16 protein-coding genes and 1 pseudogene are annotated in these 18160 nt (G+C 75.0%); 7 read left to right on the forward strand and 10 right to left on the reverse strand.

Going from position 1 to position 18160, the window contains the following annotated elements; all coding sequences use genetic code 11:
- Positions 1-514: 514 nt before the first annotated feature.
- From PYV61_RS07655 to PYV61_RS07665, 3 genes are all read left to right on the forward strand, one after another.
- Entirely contained in the window at positions 515-1450 is a 936-nt protein-coding gene (locus PYV61_RS07655) for an alpha/beta hydrolase (RefSeq protein ID WP_275830002.1), read from the forward strand.
- A gap of 199 nt (positions 1451-1649) precedes the next feature.
- Positions 1650-2666 carry an oxidoreductase gene (locus tag PYV61_RS07660; RefSeq protein ID WP_275830005.1) on the forward strand — a complete coding sequence of 339 codons (1017 nt, stop codon included), beginning with the start codon at positions 1650-1652 and terminating at the stop codon, positions 2664-2666.
- A gap of 11 nt (positions 2667-2677) precedes the next feature.
- Entirely contained in the window at positions 2678-3097 is a 420-nt protein-coding gene (locus PYV61_RS07665) for a hypothetical protein (protein ID WP_275830007.1), read from the forward strand.
- A 17-nt stretch (positions 3098-3114) separates the two neighbouring features.
- Here PYV61_RS07665 and PYV61_RS07670 read toward each other — a convergent pair whose 3' ends face one another.
- The 3 genes from PYV61_RS07670 to PYV61_RS07680 form a co-directional block, all read right to left on the reverse strand.
- Entirely contained in the window at positions 3115-4008 is an 894-nt protein-coding gene (locus PYV61_RS07670) for an AraC family transcriptional regulator (RefSeq protein ID WP_275830008.1), read from the reverse strand.
- Between the two features lie 128 nt (positions 4009-4136).
- Positions 4137-5240: a tRNA epoxyqueuosine(34) reductase QueG gene (gene queG / locus PYV61_RS07675; RefSeq protein ID WP_275830009.1), complete on the reverse strand. Its 1104-nt coding sequence runs from the start codon at positions 5238-5240 to the stop codon at positions 4137-4139.
- A 35-nt stretch (positions 5241-5275) separates the two neighbouring features.
- Entirely contained in the window at positions 5276-5524 is a 249-nt protein-coding gene (locus tag PYV61_RS07680) for a hypothetical protein (RefSeq protein ID WP_275830010.1), read from the reverse strand.
- Positions 5525-5761: 237 nt separating this feature from the next.
- Here PYV61_RS07680 and PYV61_RS07685 point away from each other — a divergent pair, with 237 nt between their 5' ends.
- Positions 5762-6097, forward strand: coding sequence for a nucleoside triphosphate pyrophosphohydrolase family protein (locus PYV61_RS07685; protein WP_275830011.1), 336 nt, complete (start codon positions 5762-5764; stop codon positions 6095-6097).
- A 117-nt stretch (positions 6098-6214) separates the two neighbouring features.
- On the opposite strand, the gene PYV61_RS07690 is transcribed toward PYV61_RS07685, so the two are convergent.
- The 7 genes from PYV61_RS07690 to PYV61_RS07720 form a co-directional block, all read right to left on the reverse strand.
- Complete coding sequence (locus tag PYV61_RS07690) at positions 6215-7351, reverse strand: 2'-deoxycytidine 5'-triphosphate deaminase (protein ID WP_275830012.1); 1137 nt, start codon at positions 7349-7351, stop codon at positions 6215-6217.
- 14 nt (positions 7352-7365) lie between these two features.
- The gene (locus PYV61_RS07695; protein ID WP_275830014.1) at positions 7366-8661 is read right to left on the reverse strand and encodes an MFS transporter; all 1296 of its coding nucleotides are present in this window, start codon (positions 8659-8661) and stop codon (positions 7366-7368) included.
- Positions 8658-9551: an ABC transporter permease gene (locus PYV61_RS07700; RefSeq protein WP_275830016.1), complete on the reverse strand. Its 894-nt coding sequence runs from the start codon at positions 9549-9551 to the stop codon at positions 8658-8660. The genes PYV61_RS07695 and PYV61_RS07700 overlap by 4 nt, the downstream gene beginning before the upstream one ends.
- Entirely contained in the window at positions 9548-10660 is a 1113-nt protein-coding gene (locus PYV61_RS07705; RefSeq protein ID WP_275830018.1) for an ABC transporter permease, read from the reverse strand. The genes PYV61_RS07700 and PYV61_RS07705 overlap by 4 nt, the downstream gene beginning before the upstream one ends.
- The gene (locus tag PYV61_RS07710) at positions 10657-12309 is read right to left on the reverse strand and encodes an ABC transporter ATP-binding protein (RefSeq protein ID WP_275830020.1); all 1653 of its coding nucleotides are present in this window, start codon (positions 12307-12309) and stop codon (positions 10657-10659) included. Before PYV61_RS07710 ends, PYV61_RS07705 begins: the two co-directional genes overlap by 4 nt.
- A 142-nt stretch (positions 12310-12451) precedes the next feature.
- On the reverse strand, positions 12452-13528 hold the full coding sequence (locus PYV61_RS07715; RefSeq protein ID WP_275830022.1) for a BMP family ABC transporter substrate-binding protein: 1077 nt from the start codon (positions 13526-13528) through the stop codon (positions 12452-12454).
- Between the two features lie 127 nt (positions 13529-13655).
- Positions 13656-15089, reverse strand: coding sequence for a hypothetical protein (locus PYV61_RS07720; RefSeq protein ID WP_275830024.1), 1434 nt, complete (start codon positions 15087-15089; stop codon positions 13656-13658).
- 174 nt (positions 15090-15263) lie between these two features.
- On the opposite strand from PYV61_RS07720, the gene PYV61_RS07725 reads away from it, so the two are divergent.
- The 3 genes and pseudogenes from PYV61_RS07725 to PYV61_RS07735 form a co-directional block, all read left to right on the forward strand.
- Positions 15264-16799, forward strand: a complete 1536-nt coding sequence (locus tag PYV61_RS07725) for an L-aspartate oxidase (RefSeq protein ID WP_275830026.1) — start codon at positions 15264-15266, stop codon at positions 16797-16799.
- 125 nt (positions 16800-16924) lie between these two features.
- Entirely contained in the window at positions 16925-17950 is a 1026-nt protein-coding gene (gene nadA, locus PYV61_RS07730; RefSeq protein ID WP_275830028.1) for a quinolinate synthase NadA, read from the forward strand.
- A pseudogene (locus tag PYV61_RS07735) lies at positions 17947-18160 on the forward strand (hypothetical protein); the annotation flags it as partial. The gene nadA and the pseudogene PYV61_RS07735, both read left to right, overlap by 4 nt.

Consider the following 18160-nt stretch of genomic DNA (forward strand, 5'->3'; position numbering starts at 1 on the left):
AGCGATGCCGCCCCGAGCCCTTCACCTCGCTACAGCGCGCCGTGATCTGCTCTAGCGGCCGAGGTCCGGCGGCGCGGGCATCGCTCCCGCCGCCCCGCTCTCGAGCCGCGCGAGCGCCCACGCGGCGTGCTCGCGCTCGCGTCCGGCCGGTTCCTCGCCGCGCTCCTGTACGGCGTCACGCCGCGCGATCCGTTGGTGCTGGCCGTCGCCGCCGTGCCGCTCCTGGCCGTGACGCTCGTTGCCAGCCTGGGTCCGGCCCGGCGGGCGTCTCGCGCGTCGCGCGCCGCGAGGTGCGCGAGCCGTCGAGGAATGGGCAAGAACCTCGCGGTTCTCGGCAGGCGCCTCGACGTCGGGGCCGGCAGCTTCCTGGGTCGTGATGCGGCACGCGCGCGGACGCCGATGCGCCGCGGCTCCGGTCCCCGCCGACCGCGGGAGCCGCATCCCCGGGGAGCGTGCGTGGGCATCGGGCCTTCCGCGCGCGCCGGCACCACTCACACGGCACGAGGAGCAGGACGTGCAGCGCGTCGCGTTCCGGAACGGAAGCATCGAGGTCGCGGGAATCCTCCACACCCCGCCCGGGTTCGACGGGACCGGGCCCCACGCGGCGCTCGTGCTGGCCACGCCCGGCAGCAGCGTGAAGGAGCAGATCGCGGCGATCTACGCCAGTCGCCTGGCGCGGCACGGGTTCCTCGCGCTCGCCTTCGACCCGTCGTACCAGGGAGAGAGCGGCGGCGAGCCCCGCGACCTCGAGGATCCCGCCACGCGGGTCGAGGACATCCGGTGCGCGATCGACTTCCTCACCACGCTTCCCTTCGTCGACGAGGCGCGCATCGGCGTGCTGGGCATCTGCGCCGGCGGCGGCTACGCGGTGACGGCCGCGCTCACCGAACGCCGCTGCCGGGCGCTCGGCACCGTCGTCGCCTCGGACATGGGCCAGGCGTTCCGCCGCCTGCTGCCGGTGGGGACGCTCCTGGACGACGTCGCGCGGCAGCGCACCCTCGAGGCCCGCGGCGGCGCGCCACGCCGCGATCCGTGGATCCCCGACAGCCTCGAGGAGGCGCGCGCGCAGGGGATCACCGATCCCGACCTGCTCGAGGCGATCCACTTCTACCGGGAGTCGCCGTGGCGGCACCCGAACTCCACCAACCGCCTGCTCTTCCGCAGCCACGGCGCCATCCTGGCGTCCGACGGCTTCCATCTCGTGCCCGAGCTGCTGACGCAACCGCTCCTGGCGGTCGTGGGGGGACGTCGCGGGAACACCGGACAGTACGAGTCCGGCGAGCGGCTCGTCGCCCTGGCGCCGACGCACGACAAGGAGCTCGTCGTCGTCGAGGGCGCCGGCCACTACGAGCTGTACTACAAGCCGGAGTACGTGGACCAGGCCGTCGCACGACTGGCCCCATTCTACGCCACGCATCTGCGCACGGCGCTGACGCACGCCGGAGGGTGACGGGCGGGGAGGAGATGGCCGCCGCGCGGTCGCGCCGTCCTCCGCGCGCGCTGGAGGAATGGGCAGGAATCGCCCCGGTTTGGGCGCGGTCCCCCGCGCGTGGCGACGCACCGTTCGGGAGCAGCGAGCGGGCGGGCCGGCCGCCGCTGCGTGGCTCGTCCCCCGACACGTCGCGCGCCGCGACCCGCTCCCGAGAGGCATGATGCGCACTTCCCAGCTCGTCACCACGCGATCCCCCGACGCCGTCGCGACGGTCGCCTCGCGCGACGGCCTACCGACCGCGCGCCCGGCCGCGCGGCGCGGCGCACGATGGACGGCGGCCGACATCCCGCCGCAGGACGGCCGGGTGGCGGTCGTCACCGGTACCGGCGGCCTCGGATACGAGAGCGCGCTCGCGCTCGCCCGCGCCGGCGGCGACGTGATCGTCGCCGGGCGCGATCCGGCCAGGGGCGACGCCGCGGTGGCGGCGATCCGTCGCGCGGCGCCCGGCGCGGTGGTGCGCTTCGCGGCGGTGGACCTCGCGAGCCTCGCGTCGGTCCGCGCCTTCGCCGATCGGCTGCACGCGGATCGCGACCGCGTCGACCTGCTGATCAACAACGCGGGCGTCATGACGCCGCCCGAGCGCCGCGTGACCGCCGACGGCTTCGAGCTGCAGCTCGGCACCAACTACCTCGGGCACTTCGCGCTCACCGCGCAGCTGCTGCCGCTGCTGCGTCGCGGGCGCGATCCGCGCGTCGTCACGCTCTCGAGCATCGCGGCGCGCGACGGGGCCATCGACTTCGCCGATCTGCAGGCGGGGCAGCGATACGAGCCGATGCCGGTCTACCGCCAGTCGAAGCTCGCGTGCCTCATGTTCGCGCTCGAGCTCGCGCGCCGCAGCGCGGCGGCCGGGTGGGGCGTCGCCAGCCTCGCCGCTCACCCCGGCGTCTCGCGCACCGACCTCCTGACCAACGGCGCGGGCCCGACGAGCGCGGCCGGGCGCGTCCGCGCGCTCCTCCCGTTCCTCTTCCAGCCGGCCGCGCAGGGCGCCCTGCCCACGCTCTACGCCGCGACGGCGCCCGGCGCCGCGTCCGGCGGCTACTACGGGCCGCACCGCCTGAGCGAGACGCGCGGCTACCCGACCGCCGCCCGGATCCCGCGGCAGGCAGAGGACCGCGCGGTGGCGCGCGACCTGTGGAGCGTGTCGGAGGCGCTCACCGGCGTGGCCTTCCCGTGAGCGCCGCCCCGATGCGCCCCGCGCCCGCCCCCGATCGCGTCGGCCGCCCCACGCGGGCGCTGCTGCTCCTCTCCGCCGTGCACGCGACCTACGTGGGCGCGGCCATGCTCCTGGCGCCCGGGCGCTACTACGCGCCGACCGGCCTCGCGATGACGCCGCCGGTCGGGATGGTCGTCCGCGCCCAGGGCGCGACCTGGCTCGGCCTGGGCGTCGTCGCCTGGCTGGCGCGGCGGGGCGAGCGCCGACAGGCAGTGACGGCGCTCGCCGGGCACCTCGTCGTGCAGTCGGCGGCGGCCGCGGTGGCGGTGCAGGGGCGGGCGCACCTGCCGCGCCCCGCGCTGCTCGTCGATCTGGGGGGACACGCGCTCCTCGCGCTCGCCTTCGGCACCGCGCTCGCGGTCGCCCTGGCGCGACGCCCGGCGCCCGGATGACCCGCGCGCGCCGGGCGTCAGGCCGGCACGGCCCGCAGCGCCATCGCGTCGCGCTTCGGCGGCACGCCGAACATCCGGGCGTACTCGCGACTGAACTGGGACGCGCTCTCGTAACCGACCGTGTAGGCCGCCGTCGCCACGTTCGCGTCGCCCGCCACCATGAGGCGCCGGGCCTCGACGAGGCGGAGCTGCTTCTGGAACTGGATCGGCGTCATGCCCGTCAGCGCCTTGAAGTGCTGGTGGAACGACGAGGGGCTCATCGCCGCCGCCGCCGCGAGCTCCTCGACGCGGATCGCCTTGGCGAACCGGTCGCGGAGCAGGCGGATCGCCGCGGCCACGCGCTGCGTCTGTCCCTCGGGCATCGCGAGGCGGACGACGTGGCGCGCGTACGGACCGGTCAGGAGCCAGAAGTGGATCTCCCGGACGATGGCCGGCGCGAGCACCGGGACGGCGTGCGGCGTGTCGAGGAGGCGCACGAGACGGACGAGGCAGTCGGCCAGCGTGGCGCCGGCGTCCCCGGCGAACACGCCCGGGTGCGCCGAGTCGTCGGGCGTCGGCAGCGGCCCCACCTGCGGCAGCAGCTCGCCGAGTGCCGCGGTGTCGAGCGCCAGCGCGAGGCCGAGGTACGGCTCGGCGCGCGACGCGCGGGTGATCCGCCCGATCGCCGGCAGTGCGAGGCTCACGACGAGCATCTGCATCGTGCCGTAGGTCATCCGGAGATCGCCGAACGTGACCTGCTTCTCGCCCTGCGCCACGACGCAGAGCGCCGGCTGGTAGCTGGCGTGGTTCGGCATCGTCTCACGGGACGAGCGCAGCAGCACGAACCCGGGGACCGCGGTGTCGTAGGCGGCGTCACCGGCGCCCTGCGCGTCGGTGTGGCGGCGAATCGCCTCCGCGAGTGCGGACGACATCGAATCCTCCGTTTCGGGTGAGTGGACGGGGCGCCGTGGCCGCCCGCCTCCAGACTACCGCGCGCCTGCCGTCCCGCCCAGCGGGGGCGGAGGATTGGGCAAGAACGCCGCAGGATCGGACATCCGCCTCAGGCCGCACCGTCCGGAGGATCGGCGAGCCGCCGGAGCGCCCACGCCGCGTGCTCGCGCACGAGCGGCTCGCCGTCGTCGAGCGCGCGCGTGAGCACGGCGACGTCCTCCGCGCGTGCAGCCTGCCCCGAGCGCGGCGAAGGGTTGCCGAGCACCACCGCGGCGCTGCGCTTCATCGCCGGCAGCTTGGCGCGCTTCATCGCCGAGCCGCGGAACGCCGCGCGGTAGGCGTCGACGTCCATCGCCAGGACCTCGCGCGCGAGCGCGCGCGCGTCCTTCCCCGCGAGCGCGTCGCGCGCCGCGAAGGGCGAGTCGCCCGGCAGCTCGCGCGCGAACCGCACGTTCCACGGGCACACGTCCTGGCACGTGTCGCACCCGTAGAGCCGGTCCCCGACCCCCGCCCGCAGCGCCTCGTCGATCGCCCCCTGCAGCTCGATCGTCAGGTACGACACGCACCGCGTCGCGTCGAGCACCCGCGGTCCCGCGAACGCGTCCGTCGGGCACGCGTCGAGGCACCGCGTGCACGTCCCGCAGCGGTCGGCCTCGAACGGCGCGTCGGGCGTCAGCTCCACGCCCACGAGCAGCGCGCCCAGGAACAGGAACGACCCGCGCCCCGGCGCGATCAGCATCGTGTTCTTGCCGAACCAGCCGAGCCCCGCGCGCCGCGCCAGGTCGCGCTCGAGCAGCGGCCCCGTGTCGACGTACGGCTTGCCGGGCACCGCGTGCCCGAGCCGCTGCTCCAGCCACCGGTGCAGCGCGCGCAGCCGCTCCTCGAGCACCGGGTGGTAGTCGTCGCCGCGGGCGTAGCGCGCCACCGGCCCCGCCGGCTCGCGCCCGCCGTAGTCCATGGCCACGACGACCGCGCTCACCGCGGGCGCGCGCGCGTCGGTGCGCGCCAGCGAGGCCGGCACCGGGAGACGCGTGTCGCGCCGCTTCTCGGCGCCGCGCGCGAGCCAGTCCATCGCCCCCGCGTAGCCGGCGGCGACCCAGGCGTCGAACGCCGCCGCCGACTCGACGGGCCCCAGGCGCGCGATCCCCGCCAGGTCGAACCCGAGGCCGTACGCCTGCGCCTTGAGCAGCGACTCCAGGGAGGGGGAGGACATCCCGGTGGTACCCCGCGGGGCCGGCGCCGGCGCGCCTACCGCTGGCGCCCCACCCACCGCGCGTAGCGGATCAGGTCCTCCGCCGGCGGCATCGCGTCCTCGTCGCCGTAGGCGGTGTGCATGCGCCACCGCACGTAGTCGCGCGACGGCACCGGCAGGAACGGCGGGCGCGCCCACCAGCGCCGCACGCGGAAGCGCCACGCCACCCGCAGCAGGTCGACCGCCAGCGGGGGGGAGAGGAGCGCGCGGGGCGCGACGGCGAGGACGAGCCGGAGCCAGGCCATCCCCCAATCTCGCCACCGCCGACCCCGCCGTTCAACTCGCCCGCGTCAGCTCGCGCGCGTCACCGCTGGCTCGACCCCGCCGCCAGCAGGGTGATCGCCACCCACCCGACCACCACGACCAGCGCCAGCGCCACCAGCACCCAACTCGATTTCCGGCCGCTCGAGCCCGCCATTACGTTCCCCTCCGTCGCGTGTGCCGCGCCAAGAGGCAGCAAGCGGACCATCGCCCCCGACCCGATGACGCTCGACGACTACCAGCAGCTCGCCGCCCGCACCATCCGCCCCGGCCGCCCCGCCGAGCAGGCGCTCGCCAACTGGGCCCTCGGCCTCACCGGCGAGGCGGGGGAGGTCGCCGAGCACGTGAAGAAGCATCTCTTCCACGGCGCCCCGCTCGACCGCGCCGCCGTCGTCAAGGAGCTCGGCGACATCCTCTGGTACGTGGCCGCCATGGCCGGCGCCGTCGGCGCGTCGCTCGACGAGATCGGGACGACGAACGTCGAGAAGCTTCGGCTCCGTTATCCGGAAGGGTTCGACGAGCGGCGCAGCCTCAATCGGGCGGCGGACGATCTGTGAAGCGGGAGTCGTTACTGCGGGAGTCGAACGAGCGGGAGTCGTGAACGCGCACTGCGCCCCTACGACTCCCGCTCTTCTGACTCCCGCCGTGTCGACTCCCGCCGTTCGCCGTTCAGGTCAGCGAAACTGCTTCGCCAGCCGCAGCGTCTGCGTCCCGTACGACGACCCGATGTCCGCCCCGTACAGCTTCGTCGGCTCCTCCAGCAGCCGCTCGTAGCGCAGGCGGCCGACGACCTGGCCGTCCTCGAGGACGAACGGGACCTCGTGCGAGCGCACCTCCAGCACCGCGCGCGTCCCCGTCGGCGCGTGGGCGCCGTGGCCGAAGCCCGGGTCGAAGAAGCCCGCGTAGTGGACGCGGAACTCGCCGATCGCCGGCTCGTACGGCACCATCTCGGCGGCGTAGCGCGGGGGGACGCGCACGCGCTCGCGCGACACGAGGATGTAGAAGTCGTCCGGGTTCAGGATCAGTCGCCCGCGCCCGGGGCGGGGGATCGGCTCCCAGAACTCGCGCGGGTCGTAGTGCGCGAGGCGCGACAGGTCGATCAGCGGGGCGTGCGCACGCGCGCGGTGCCCCACCAGGTCGGCGCCGTCGGGGCCGCGCAGGTCGACGCCGATCCACAGCCCGCCCGAGATGCGCGCCGCGTCGCGCCCCGCGGCGTCGGTGCCGCCGTCGGCGAACACCAGCCCCTCGCGCTCGTGCAGCTCGTCGAGCACCGCGTCGTTCGAGTCGGGGGCGCCGAGGACGAGGCGCAGCTGGTTGAGCTTCGTCCCCTGCGACACCAGCACGCTGAAGGTGCGCGGCACGATCTCGACGTACAGCGGCCCCCGGTAGCCCGCGGGCACCACGTCGAACTCCGTCCCGCGGTCGACGATCAGCCGCGTGAAGATGTCGAGCCGCCCCGTCGTGCTCTTCGGGTTCGCCTTGCCGGCCAGCGTCTCGGGCAGGTCGAGCGACTCGGCGAGCGGCACGATGTAGACGCACCCCTTCTCCAGCACGCACGGGCGCGTCAGGTCGAGCTCGTGCATGCGCAGCTCCTCCAGCCGCTCGCGCACCGTGGCGCGCTCGCCGGGGAGGAAGCTCGCCTGCACGCGGTAGCCGACCGCGCCCAGGCGCAGGTCGACGCTGGCCGGCTGCACCTGCGCCGGCTGCACCGCCGGGTCGCCGGCCAGCCGGCCGGTGGCGATCAGGTCCTCGAGGTGCTGGGCGGCCAGCACGCCGGCGCGCGGGCGCTGCGGTCGGACGTCGCTCGTCATGCGCGTCGGGCGGTTCACGCGGGGCGGGGGGGAGTCGCGGCGGCGCCGTCGACGCGGGCGAAGCGCTCGAGGTCCCCGCCCAGCAGCAGCGAGAACGCCACCAGCGCCGCCGCGATCACGAACGGCACGCCGACCCCGAGGTGGTCGTACGCGAGCCCCGCGACCACGGGGAAGACGGCGCGCGACGCGCCGCCGAACGTCTGCTGCACGCCCATGTAGAGGCCGCGCTCCTCCTTCGCGATCACGCGCGACAGCATCGCCGTCACGCACGGGAAGGTGAAGGCGGTGCCGAGCGGCATGAGCGCGACGGCCAGCGCCAGCGTGACGTAGTTCGTCGTCAGCGGGAGCGCGCCGAGGCCGACGGCCATCATCGCCAGCCCGAGCCGCGCCAGCCGCGCCTCCCCCAGCCGGTCGACCAGCTTGCCGAGGATCGCCGCGCGCGTGACCACCGAGATGGTCCCGATGTACATGAAGAAGTAGCCGATCGTGCGCTCGGTGACGCCGTAGCGCACCGCCAGGAAGAGCGCGAGGATGCTCGTGACCCCCTGGAACGCGCCGATCGAGATCGCGTAGATCGTGATCAGCCGCGACGCCGGCTCGCCCGGGTGCGTGAGCACGCGCGCCACCGCGTGGCTCGACCGCCGGCGCGGCGCCGCCGTGTGCGTCCCGGTGACGGTGCGGTCGAACTCGCGCGACTCGCGCAGGTAGCGCAGCACGAAGCCGATGTTCACCACGCACAGCGCGGCGGCCAGCAGCCCCGGCGCCTCCTTGCCGATCCCCTGCATCCACGAGCCGATCACCGGCCCGAGCGCGACGCCGGCGTTGGTGGCGGCCGACAGCCAGCCGAGGCTCTTGGCGCGGTCCTCGGGGCGGGCGACGTCGGCGACGTACGCCTGGATGACGCCCACCGTGCCGCCCCCCGCGCCCTGGACGACGCGCGACAGGAACAGCACGAGCAGCGAGCCGGCGTAGCCGAAGATCACGTACGCGACCGCCGACGCCGACAGCGCGACCACGAGCGCCGGGCGCCGCCCGTAGCGGTCGGAGAAGCGCCCCCACAGCGGGGCGCTGAGCAGCTGCGCCACCGTGTACGCGCTCACCAGCAGGGCGGTGATCTGCCCCAGCCCGAGGTGGTAGCTCCGCCCGAGCAGCGCCAGCTCGTACCCCGTCCCGCCCAGCCGCGCGGCGTAGAACGGGATGAGCGGGATCACCATCAGCAGCCCCACCATGTCCAGGAACGCCGTGAACATGAGGGCGACGAGCTTCCCGAGCCCCGACTCGGGAGGCGCCGCCGCGGGCTCGCCGCTCACTCGGCCTTCCCCAGCGCCGCCGGCGCCGCCGAGCGGCCGACCACGCCGGCCAGGGCGACGATGGTCAGGACGTAGGGGATCATCTCCACGAACTGCGACGGGATCAGCTGCGCCCCCTGGAGCTGGATCTGGAACGTCTCGGCGGCCGCGAACAGCACGCACGCGAACGCCACGCGCTTCGGGTCCCACCGGCCGAAGATCACCGCCGCCAGCGCGATGAAGCCGCGCCCCGCGGTCATCCCGTCGGTGAACTGGTGCTGGTCGAGCGCCAGGTACGTCCCCGCCAGCCCGGCCAGCGCGCCGGCGCCGGCCACCGCCAGCACCCGCACCCGCGCCACCGGCACGCCGAGCGAGCGCGCCGCCTCGGGCTTCTCGCCGGCCGCGCGCACGCGCAGCCCGAACGGGGTGCGGTAGAGCAGCCACGCCACCACCGGCACCGTGAGGATGCCGATCCACACGAGCGGGTTCTGCGCCGACGCGGCCAGCGTGGCCGCCGCGCCCACGGCGCCCCCGCCGTCGCCGCCGAAGCCGGGCACGCGCGGGGAGTTGGACGAGCTGTCGAAGGCGTAGCGCAGGAAGAAGCGCGTCCCGCCGATGGCGAGGAGGTTGAGCGCGATCCCCGCCACCACCTGGTCGGCCTTGTAGCGCACCGTCGCCAGCGCGAGCAGCAGCGCCAGCGCGACGCCGCCGGCGATCCCGGCCAGCAGCCCCACCCACGGCGAGCCGGCGTAGTAGCTCCCCAGCGTCGCGGTGAACGCGCCGGTGAGCATGAACCCCTCGAGCGTCAGCGCGACGATCCCCGCGCGCTCGCTCAGCACCCCGCCCGACGCGGCCAGCAGGTACGGCACGACGATGCGCAGGACCTGCGCGAGGAAGGCGACGACGATCATGCGGCCGCCTTGGCGGGCTTCGCGGCGGGGCGGAGCGCCGCGCGCAGCACGCGCCGTACCTCGGGCACCGACGTCACGACCGCCAGGATCACGACGGCCTGCAGCACCTCGACCATCTGCTTGGGCACGAGCGCGTTCACCGCCAGCCCGCCCTGCGACAGCGTGGCGAACAGCAGCGCCGCGATCACGATCCCGAGCGGGTGGTTGCGCCCCACGAGCGCCACGGCGACGCCGAGGAAGCCGGAGCCGGCCGCGAACCCCTCCTCGTAGTAGTGCTTGTAGCCGAGGACGTAGTTCAGCCCCCCGAGCCCGGCCACCGCGCCCGACAGTGCCATCGCGCGCACCCACACGCGTCCGACGTCGACGCCGCCGTACTCCGCGGCGTCGGGCTGCAGCCCGACCGCGCGCAGCTCGAAGCCGGGGCGCGTGCGGAACAGGTACCACCACGCCGCCGCCGCGGCGGCCAGCGCCAGCAGCAGGATCGCGTTCGCCGCCGAGCCGCGGAACGCGTCGCTCAGGTCGGCCAGCCGCGGCACGCCGGCCGCGATCTCGGGGGTGTGCAGCGTCTCGGGGACGTGCAGGTGCGCGGCGATGACGTAGTTGAGCAGCGCCAGCACCACGAAGTTGAGCATGATCGTGACGATCACCTCGCTCGCCCCGAAGCGCGCCTTGAGCACCCCCGGCACGGCGCCCACCGCGCCGCCGCCGACCGCCGCCGCCGCGATGCACACCGGCACCGCCAGGATCGCCGGCGCGCCGCCGAGCGCGAGCCCCGCGACCGCCGCGGCGAAGCCGCCCGCCGCCAGCTGGCTCTCGGCGCCGATGTTGAACAGCCCCGCGCGCGCGCCGATCGCGAACGCGAGCCCGGTGAAGGTCAGCGACGTCGCCTTGTACAGCACCTGCCCGAAGCCGTAGGCGTTGGCCCACGTGCCCTCGAGCAGCATCGCGAACACGGCGCCCGGCGACTGCCCGAACGTCAGGATCAGCAGGTCGCCCACCACCAGCGCGATCGCCAGCGCGACGAGCGGCGGCAGCACCGCCTCCTCGAGCAGCGTGCGGCGGCGGTCGGCGCGCTCGGCGGCGGTGGCGCCCGCGGTGGCGTCGCTCACGCGGCGGGCTCCGCGCCCGCGGCGCCGGTCATGTACGGGCCGAGGCGCTCGGCCGACGCCTCGCGGCGCGGGAGCACGGTGGCGAAGCGGCCGCGGTACATCACGGCCACGCGGTCGGCGAGGGCGAGGATCTCGGCCAGGTCGGCGGAGACGAGCACGATGGCCTTCCCGGCCGCGCGGGCGCGGCGGAGCTGGTCGTGGATGAACTCGATCGCGCCGACGTCGACGCCGCGCGTCGGCTGCGCGGCGAGCAGCACGTGGTAGTCGCGCCCGGTCATCTCGCGCGCGATCACGATCTTCTGCTGGTTGCCGCCGGACAGCGCGCGCGCCGGCAGCGACGGGTCGGCGGGGCGGATGTCGAACTCGCGCACCAGGCGGCGCGCGTTCTCGTCGATGCGGCGCCCGTCGAGCCGCGCCCCCGCCGAGAAGCGGTGCTGCAGCCCGAGCACGAGGTTGTCGGCGATCGACCAGTCGAGCACGAGCCCGCGCCGGTGCCGGTCCTCGGGGATGTGCGACAGCCCGGCGTCGGCGCGCGCGCGCACGCCGAGCGCGGTCACGTCGGCCCCGGCGAGCGCGATGCGCCCCGCCGTCGGCCGCGCCAGCCCCGCCAGCGCCTCGAGCAGCTCGGTCTGGCCGTTCCCCTCGACGCCGGCGATGCCGAGGATCTCGCCGGGGGCGACGGAGAAGGAGACGCCGTCGACCTCGTTGGGCCTCCGCGCGCCGGCGACCGTCAGTCCGGTGACCTCGAGGGCGGAGCGTCGAGCGTCGAGCGTCGAGTCGCGGCCGCGCGCGGGGGCTGCCTCCGCGACGGCGCCCCCCTCGACGCTCGCCGCTCGACGCTCGACGCGCTCGGCGTGCAGCTCGTCCCCCGCGCCCATCACGTCCAGCGCGAGCGCGACGTCCCGCCCCACCATCGCCCGCGCGATCGCCTGCGGCGTCGTGTCCGCCGTCCGGATGCGCTCCACCGTCGTCCCGGCGCGCATGACCGTGATCGTGTCCGAGATGTCCACGACCTCGTCGAGCTTGTGCGTGATCAGCACCACCGTGCCGCCCTGCGCCGCCAGCCCGCGCAGCACCGTCCACAGCTCGCGCACCTCGGGGGGCGACAGCACCGCCGTCGGCTCGTCGAGGATCAGGATGCGCGCGCCGCGGTAGAGCACCTTCAGGATCTCGACGCGCTGCGCCTCGCCGACGCTCAGCTCCGAGACGGGGCGGTCGGCGGCCACCTGCAGCCCCGTCTTCTGCGACAGCGCGCGCACCTCGGCCTCGGCGCGCGCCCGGTCGAGCTGGAGGCCCTTCGTCAGCTCCTGCCCCAGCACCACGTTCTCGGCGACGGTGAGCGTGGGGACGAGCATGAAGTGCTGGTGGACCATGCCGACGCCGGCCGCGATCGCCTCGGCGGTCGTCCAGCCGGTGACGTCGCGCAGCGCGCCCGCGCCCTGCGGCGCGACCTGCACCGTCCCCGCGTCGGGGCCGTACATCCCCGCCAGCACGCGCATCAGCGTCGACTTGCCGGCGCCGTTCTCGCCGACCAGCGCGTGGATCTCCCCGGCCGCCACCTCGAGCGAGGCGTCGCGGTTGGCGACGACGGGGCCGAAGGTCTTGCGGACGCCGGCGAGGCGGATGGCGGGCGGCTGCGTCACGGGCATCGGTGCGCGGAAGGGGTGCGGCGAGCGTCGAGCGTCGAGCGTCGAGTGCCGACGGCGCTTCGCATGGCGGTACGGCCCCTTCGCCGCGAGGGGCCCCCTCGACGCTCGACGCTCGACGCTCGACGCTCGACGACGTCCCCCCTCACGACTCCCGCTCCGCCGGCACCCGGATCGCCCCCGCGACGATCGAATCCCGCAGCGCCTCCACGCGCGCGCGCAGCGCGTCCGGGATCAGCGCCCGGTTGTTCGCGTCGTACACGTAGCCGACCCCCTGCTCCTTCAGCCCGAACTGCTGGATCCCGCCGCGGAACGTCCCGGCCTTGGCGCGCGCGATCGCGTCGTACACCGCGGCGTCGACCCCCTTCACCATCGACGTCAGGATGTGCCCCGGCGCCTCGGCGTACTGGTCGGCGTCGACGCCGACGGCCAGCTTGCCGGTCGCGCGCGCCGCCTCGAAGACGCCGAGCCCCGTCGAGCCGGAGGCGTGGAAGATCACGTTGACCCCCGACTGGTACTGGCTCAGCGCGAGTTCCTTGCCGCGCCCCGGGTTGCGGAACGCCTCGGGCGTCACGCCGGCGTACTGCGCGACCACCGTGCACTCCGGGCACACGTGGCGCACGCCGGCGCGGTAGCCGGCCTCGAACTTGTGGATCAGCGGGATGTCCATCCCGCCGACGAAGCCGACGCGCGTCGTCGGCCGGTACGCGCGCTCGCCGACGCGCGTCTCGCGCGACAGCAGCGCCGCCAGCGCGCCGACGAGGAACGACCCCTCCTCCTCGCGGAACTTGAGCGCCGCGAGGTTGGCCGGCGGGGTGATCGGGTTCCCCGCGGCGTCGTTGGCGACGGCGAGGTCGACGCCGGCGAAGCGCACGTTCGGGTACTCCTTGGCCAGCAGCGTCAGGTCGTCGGTGAAGATGAAGCCGACGCCGACGACGAGGTCCATCCCCTCGGCGGCCAGCAGGCGCAGCCCCGCCTCGCGGTCCGAGCCCTCGCCGGGCTCGATGAAGCGCACGCGCGCGCCGAGCGAGTCGGCCGCGCGCATCGCGCCGAGGTAGGCGCCGTCGTTGAACGACTTGTCGCCGCGCCCGCCGACGTCGAACACGATCCCCACGTCCAGCCCCTCGCTGGAGGGCGGCTCGAGGGCGCCCGAGGGGCGGACGAAGAGGAGGGCGACGTGGACGGCGAGGAGCGCGCCCACGAGCAGCAGCAGCTTGCGCATGAGTCCCCAAAGGTCTCGCCCGCGGCGGGCGAGGGCAAGGCGCCGCGTGCGCGGCCCCCGGACGCGACGCGGGGCCGGGCGATCGTCCGCCCGGCCCCGCGCGCGCCGCCCCGGTGGGGGGCGGAGGTCAGCCCTGGAGCTTGTAGCGGAAGGACTTCACGCCGCCCTTCGCCGACTCCAGCTTCGCGTTCCCCGTGGCGCCCGGCGCCACCGGGCCCACCGACACCGTCTGCGTGTCCACGACCTGCCCCGTCGCGTCGAGGAACTCGACCTGCAGGTTGACCGTCTTCGGGCCCGCGGCCGCCGCGGCGGCCGGCTTCGCGCCCGCGCGGGCCGGCGCCGCCGGCGCGGCCGTCTTGGCCAGGTTCTCGACGTTCACGGCCAGCGTCGTCTTGGCGTCGCCGCGCGTGAACTCCGAGAAGGTCACCTTCACCGGCAGCTCGTTCGACAGGCGGTTGTACTTCAGCAGCGAGTCGGTGAGCGACTTCTTCTGCGCCGGGTTCTTCGACGCGTTGGCGATCCCCTGGTAGGCGATCGCGACGAACAGCGGGTTGTCCGGGTTCGCCGGGTCGATCTCCAGCAGGCGCTGCGCGATCGGCAGCATCGGCTCGTACTGCTTCAGCGACAGGTACGTCGCCGCCAGGTTGTTGAGCGCGTCGCGCTGGTAGCGGTTCTGCTCGAGCGCCGCCGCGAACAGCTTGGCCGCCGCCTCGTGGTTGTTGGCGCGCGAGGCGCTGACGCCGGCCTGCGTGAGCGCCATGTCGCCGTACTTCGCCGGCTCGGCGAGCAGGGCGTCGAAGTTCCCCGACGACGCGTCCGCCTCGACCTTGCCGAAGCGCGCCGCCTGGATGTTCTGCTCGGCGGCCGCCTTGAGGTCCTTCATCGTCGTGTCGCTGCCGACGAGGGCGAGCACGCTGCCGAAGTGCTTCTCCGCGTCCTGGTACTGCTTCTTGGTCAGCGCGACCGTGCCGAGCACGTGGCTGCTGAACGGGCTCTCGGGGACGACGATCGCGGCCCGCCCGGCGTAGTACTGCGCCGAGTCGAGCTTCTGCTCGTTGAGGCTCGTCAGCGCCTGGTTGATCACGTTGCGCCAGGCGATCTGGCGGATGCCGAGCGTCGCCTCCTTGCACCCGGGCTTGGCCTCCTCGACGACCTTGGCGGTCGAGTCGACCAGCTTGAGGAGGTCCACCGGGCCGGCGCCCGGCAGGCCGAGGTCGGCCGCGGTCGCGTTGTTGGCGAGGCGGACGTCCTGGGCGAGGAGCGTGTAGGCCTGGGCGAGCGTGAACGCGGTGCCGACCGGGTTCTCCTTGGCGGCCTTGGGGTCCGCCGAGACCTTCCCGATCACGTCGCGCATCGACTTGTTGCGCACCGCGGTGTCGGCCGACGCCTGCATGCGCGTGATCGTGAAGACGGCCTGCGCGAGCGAGCCGGGCTTGTTCTGGTCGACCTCGCACGTGGCGGCGGCCGCGGCCTGCGCGTGCGCGGGCGTGGCGACCGCGAGCAGCGCGGGCGCGAGCGCGGCGCCGAGGAGCGGCGCGACGCGACGGAAGGGACGGGTCATGGGGGCGGTGCCACGGGTCACGGTCGGCGCCCCGCCGGGGGCGGGCGCATGGGGACAGCCGCAAAATATACCGCCTCGGCGGGCCGCGGTTCCGGCCGGGGGGCGCGGGAGCGGGGCGGGAACGTGAGGGGCGTCACGCGCCTGCCGGCCGGGCGGGCGGTGTAGCTTTGCGCCATGGAACGACTCCGCACGCGATACCTGGTGGTGGGCACCGGCGTGGCCGGGCTGCACACGGCGTGGCGCGCCGCCGAGCAGGGCGACGTCCTCCTCCTCACCAAGCGCTCCCTCTTCGACTCGGCGACCGCCTACGCCCAGGGGGGGATCGCGGCCGCCCTCGGCGCCGGCGACTCGCCCGCGCTGCACCGGCAGGACACGCTCGCCGCCGGCGCCGCGCTGTGCGACGCCGAGGCGGTCCAGGTGCTGGTGGAGGAGGGGCCCGAGCGGGTGCGCGAGCTGCACGCCGCCGGCGCCGACTTCGACCTCACCGACGCGGGGCGCTTCAAGCTCGGCCGCGAGGCGGCCCACTCGCGCCGCCGGATCGTCCACGCCCAGGGCGACCGCACCGGCGCCGAGGTGGCGCGGACGCTGATCGAGCAGGTGCGCGAGAGCCCGCGCATCCACGTGCTCGAGCACGCCCGCGTCCTCGACCTGATCGTGGAGGGGGAGGGGGCGGAGCGGCGCTGCGTCGGGGTGCGGGCCAGCGTGGCCGGCCGGGCGACCGAGATCCTGGCCGACGCGACGGTGCTGGCGACCGGCGGGTGCGGGCAGGTCTACCGGTACACGACCAACCCGCAGGTCGCCACCGGCGACGGGCTCGCCATCGCCTTCCGGGCGGGGGTGACGCTGTCGGACATGGAGTTCGTGCAGTTCCACCCGACGGCGCTCGACACGCCGGAGAACCCGCTGGCGCTGGTGTCGGAGGCGGTGCGCGGGGAGGGGGCGGTCCTCCTGAACGCGAAGGGGGAGCGGTTCATGCCGCGCCGCCACCGCCTCGCCGAGCTGGCGCCGCGCGACGTCGTGGCCCGCGAGATCTACCGCGAGCAGCAGGCGCACGGGCGGGTGTGGCTCGACGCGCGGCACCTGGCGGCGGAGCCGGGCGGCTTCGCCGGGCGCTTCCCGGGGATCCACGCGCTGTGCACGGCGCGCGGCATCGACCCCGACCGCGAGCCGATCCCGGTCACCCCGGCCGCCCACTACATGATGGGCGGGATCGCCACCGACCTCGCCGGGCGCTCCAGCCTGCCGGGGCTGTGGGCCGCCGGCGAGGTGGCGCGCACGGGGGTGCACGGCGCCAACCGGCTGGCGTCCAACTCGCTGCTCGAGGGGCTGGTGTTCGCCGAGCGGGTGGCGCGCGACCTCCTGGCGCTGGAGCCGTCGCGCCGCGCGCCGCGCCGCCGCGCGACGGCGTGGGAGGTCCCCCCGCTGGCCGACCGCGGCGCGGCGCAGGTCGCCGCCGACGCGATCCGCTCGACGATGTGGACGCACGTCGGGATCGACCGCACGGCCCGCGGGCTGCAACAGGGGCTCGCCCGCCTCGCCGAGATCGCCGCGCGGCTCGCCCCCGGGATGACGGAGGAGCTGAACATGGCCCAGACCGCGCGCCTGATCGCCGAGGCCGCCCTGCTGCGCAACGAGTCGCGGGGCGGGCACTTCCGGAGCGACTTCCCGAGGAAGAAGCGGAAGTGGCAGGGGAAGTCGATCGAGTGGTGAGCCGCGCCTGCGGGCTGCGGGCTGCGGATCCGGAAACCGCAGCCCGCAGCCCGCAGCCCGCCGCGTCCGCTCGTTGGTGGCCCAGGGTTACCAAAGCACTTGGCGCGCTTAGATTTGCCCCTCCCATGACCGTACTCGAGACGAACGCCGACCCCGTCCTCCACGAGGAGATCCGCGCGCTGGCCGAGGCGCGCAACGCGGTGATCCTGGCGCACAACTACGAGCGCCCCGAGATCCAGGACGTGGCGCACTACGTCGGCGACTCGCTGGGGCTCTCGCGCGAGGCCGCGCGGACGGACGCCGACGTGATCGTCTTCTGCGGCGTGCACTTCATGGCCGAGACGGCCAAGATCCTGTCGCCCGACAAGACCGTCCTGCTCCCCGACCTGGCGGCCGGCTGCTCGCTGGCCGCCACCATCGACGCCGCGCAGCTGCGCGCGTGGAAGGCCGAGCACCCGGGGGCGGTGGTGGTGGCGTACGTCAACACGACCGCCGAGGTGAAGGCGGAGAGCGACTACTGCTGCACCAGCGGGAACGCGGTCGAGGTGGTGAACGCGATCGACCCCGGGCGGGAGATCCTCTTCCTCCCCGACATGTTCCTCGGCGCGCACGTGCGACGCGTGACCGGGCGGCCGAACATCCACGTGTGGATGGGGGAGTGCCACGTGCACGCGGGGATCGACCCCGAGCACATCAACCTGCAGCGCGCGGCGCACCCCGGGGCGGAGTTCCTGATCCACCCCGAGTGCGGGTGCGCGACGCCGGTGGTCGAGGCGATGTCGGCCGGCGCCATCGATTCGAAGGACGTGCACATCCTCTCGACCGAGGGGATGATCAAGCGCCCGCAGCAGAGCCCCGTCGACGAGTTCATCGTGGCGACGGAGCTGGGGATCCTGCACCGGCTGCGGCGCGAGAACCCCGGGAAGAAGTTCTTCGCGGCGAACGACCGGGCGCAGTGCGCGTACATGAAGGTCACGACGCTGCCCAAGGTGCTCCGGTCGCTGGAGACGCTGACGCACGAGATCACCGTGCCCGCGGACGTCGCGGCGAAGGCGCGGCTCTCGATCGAGCGCATGGTGGCCATCGGCGGCAGCGGCGGCGGCCCGGCGCTCTCCCCCTTCCGCACCTCGGACGAGGACCCCGGCGAATGACCACGCCCCCGCTCGGCCCGCGCGACCCGAACCCCGAGCCGTCCGACTTCGGCCCCCTGGGCGGCCGACTCGGCGACCAGCTCCGCGGCGGGGACGCCCCGCTGTCGTTCGGGCGGGACCCCCTGGCCGACGGGCTGCGCGGCGACGCGGCGGGCGGGGGCGACGCGTCGGACCGGCGCGGCGCCGAGCGGCGCGGCGGCGAGCGGCGCG

The sequence above is a fragment of the Roseisolibacter sp. H3M3-2 genome, assembly GCF_029211165.1.
In the GTDB taxonomy this organism is placed as follows: Bacteria; Gemmatimonadota; Gemmatimonadetes; order Gemmatimonadales; family Gemmatimonadaceae; genus Roseisolibacter.

What these genes read in the sequence shown, in the direction of transcription:
- PYV61_RS07660 (WP_275830005.1), top strand. Translation starts at nt 1,650, where the DNA reads ATGATGCGCACTTCCCAGCTCGTCACCACGCGATCCCCCGACGCCGTC.
- PYV61_RS07665 (WP_275830007.1), top strand. Translation starts at nt 2,678, where the DNA reads ATGCGCCCCGCGCCCGCCCCCGATCGCGTCGGCCGCCCCACGCGGGCG.
- PYV61_RS07670 (WP_275830008.1), bottom strand. Translation starts at nt 4,008, where the DNA reads ATGTCGTCCGCACTCGCGGAGGCGATTCGCCGCCACACCGACGCGCAG.
- queG (WP_275830009.1), bottom strand. Translation starts at nt 5,240, where the DNA reads ATGTCCTCCCCCTCCCTGGAGTCGCTGCTCAAGGCGCAGGCGTACGGC.
- PYV61_RS07680 (WP_275830010.1), bottom strand. Translation starts at nt 5,524, where the DNA reads ATGGCCTGGCTCCGGCTCGTCCTCGCCGTCGCGCCCCGCGCGCTCCTC.
- PYV61_RS07685 (WP_275830011.1), top strand. Translation starts at nt 5,762, where the DNA reads ATGACGCTCGACGACTACCAGCAGCTCGCCGCCCGCACCATCCGCCCC.
- PYV61_RS07690 (WP_275830012.1), bottom strand. Translation starts at nt 7,351, where the DNA reads ATGACGAGCGACGTCCGACCGCAGCGCCCGCGCGCCGGCGTGCTGGCC.
- PYV61_RS07700 (WP_275830016.1), bottom strand. Translation starts at nt 9,551, where the DNA reads ATGATCGTCGTCGCCTTCCTCGCGCAGGTCCTGCGCATCGTCGTGCCG.
- PYV61_RS07710 (WP_275830020.1), bottom strand. Translation starts at nt 12,309, where the DNA reads ATGCCCGTGACGCAGCCGCCCGCCATCCGCCTCGCCGGCGTCCGCAAG.
- PYV61_RS07715 (WP_275830022.1), bottom strand. Translation starts at nt 13,528, where the DNA reads ATGCGCAAGCTGCTGCTGCTCGTGGGCGCGCTCCTCGCCGTCCACGTC.
- PYV61_RS07720 (WP_275830024.1), bottom strand. Translation starts at nt 15,089, where the DNA reads ATGACCCGTCCCTTCCGTCGCGTCGCGCCGCTCCTCGGCGCCGCGCTC.
- PYV61_RS07725 (WP_275830026.1), top strand. Translation starts at nt 15,264, where the DNA reads ATGGAACGACTCCGCACGCGATACCTGGTGGTGGGCACCGGCGTGGCC.
- nadA (WP_275830028.1), top strand. Translation starts at nt 16,925, where the DNA reads ATGACCGTACTCGAGACGAACGCCGACCCCGTCCTCCACGAGGAGATC.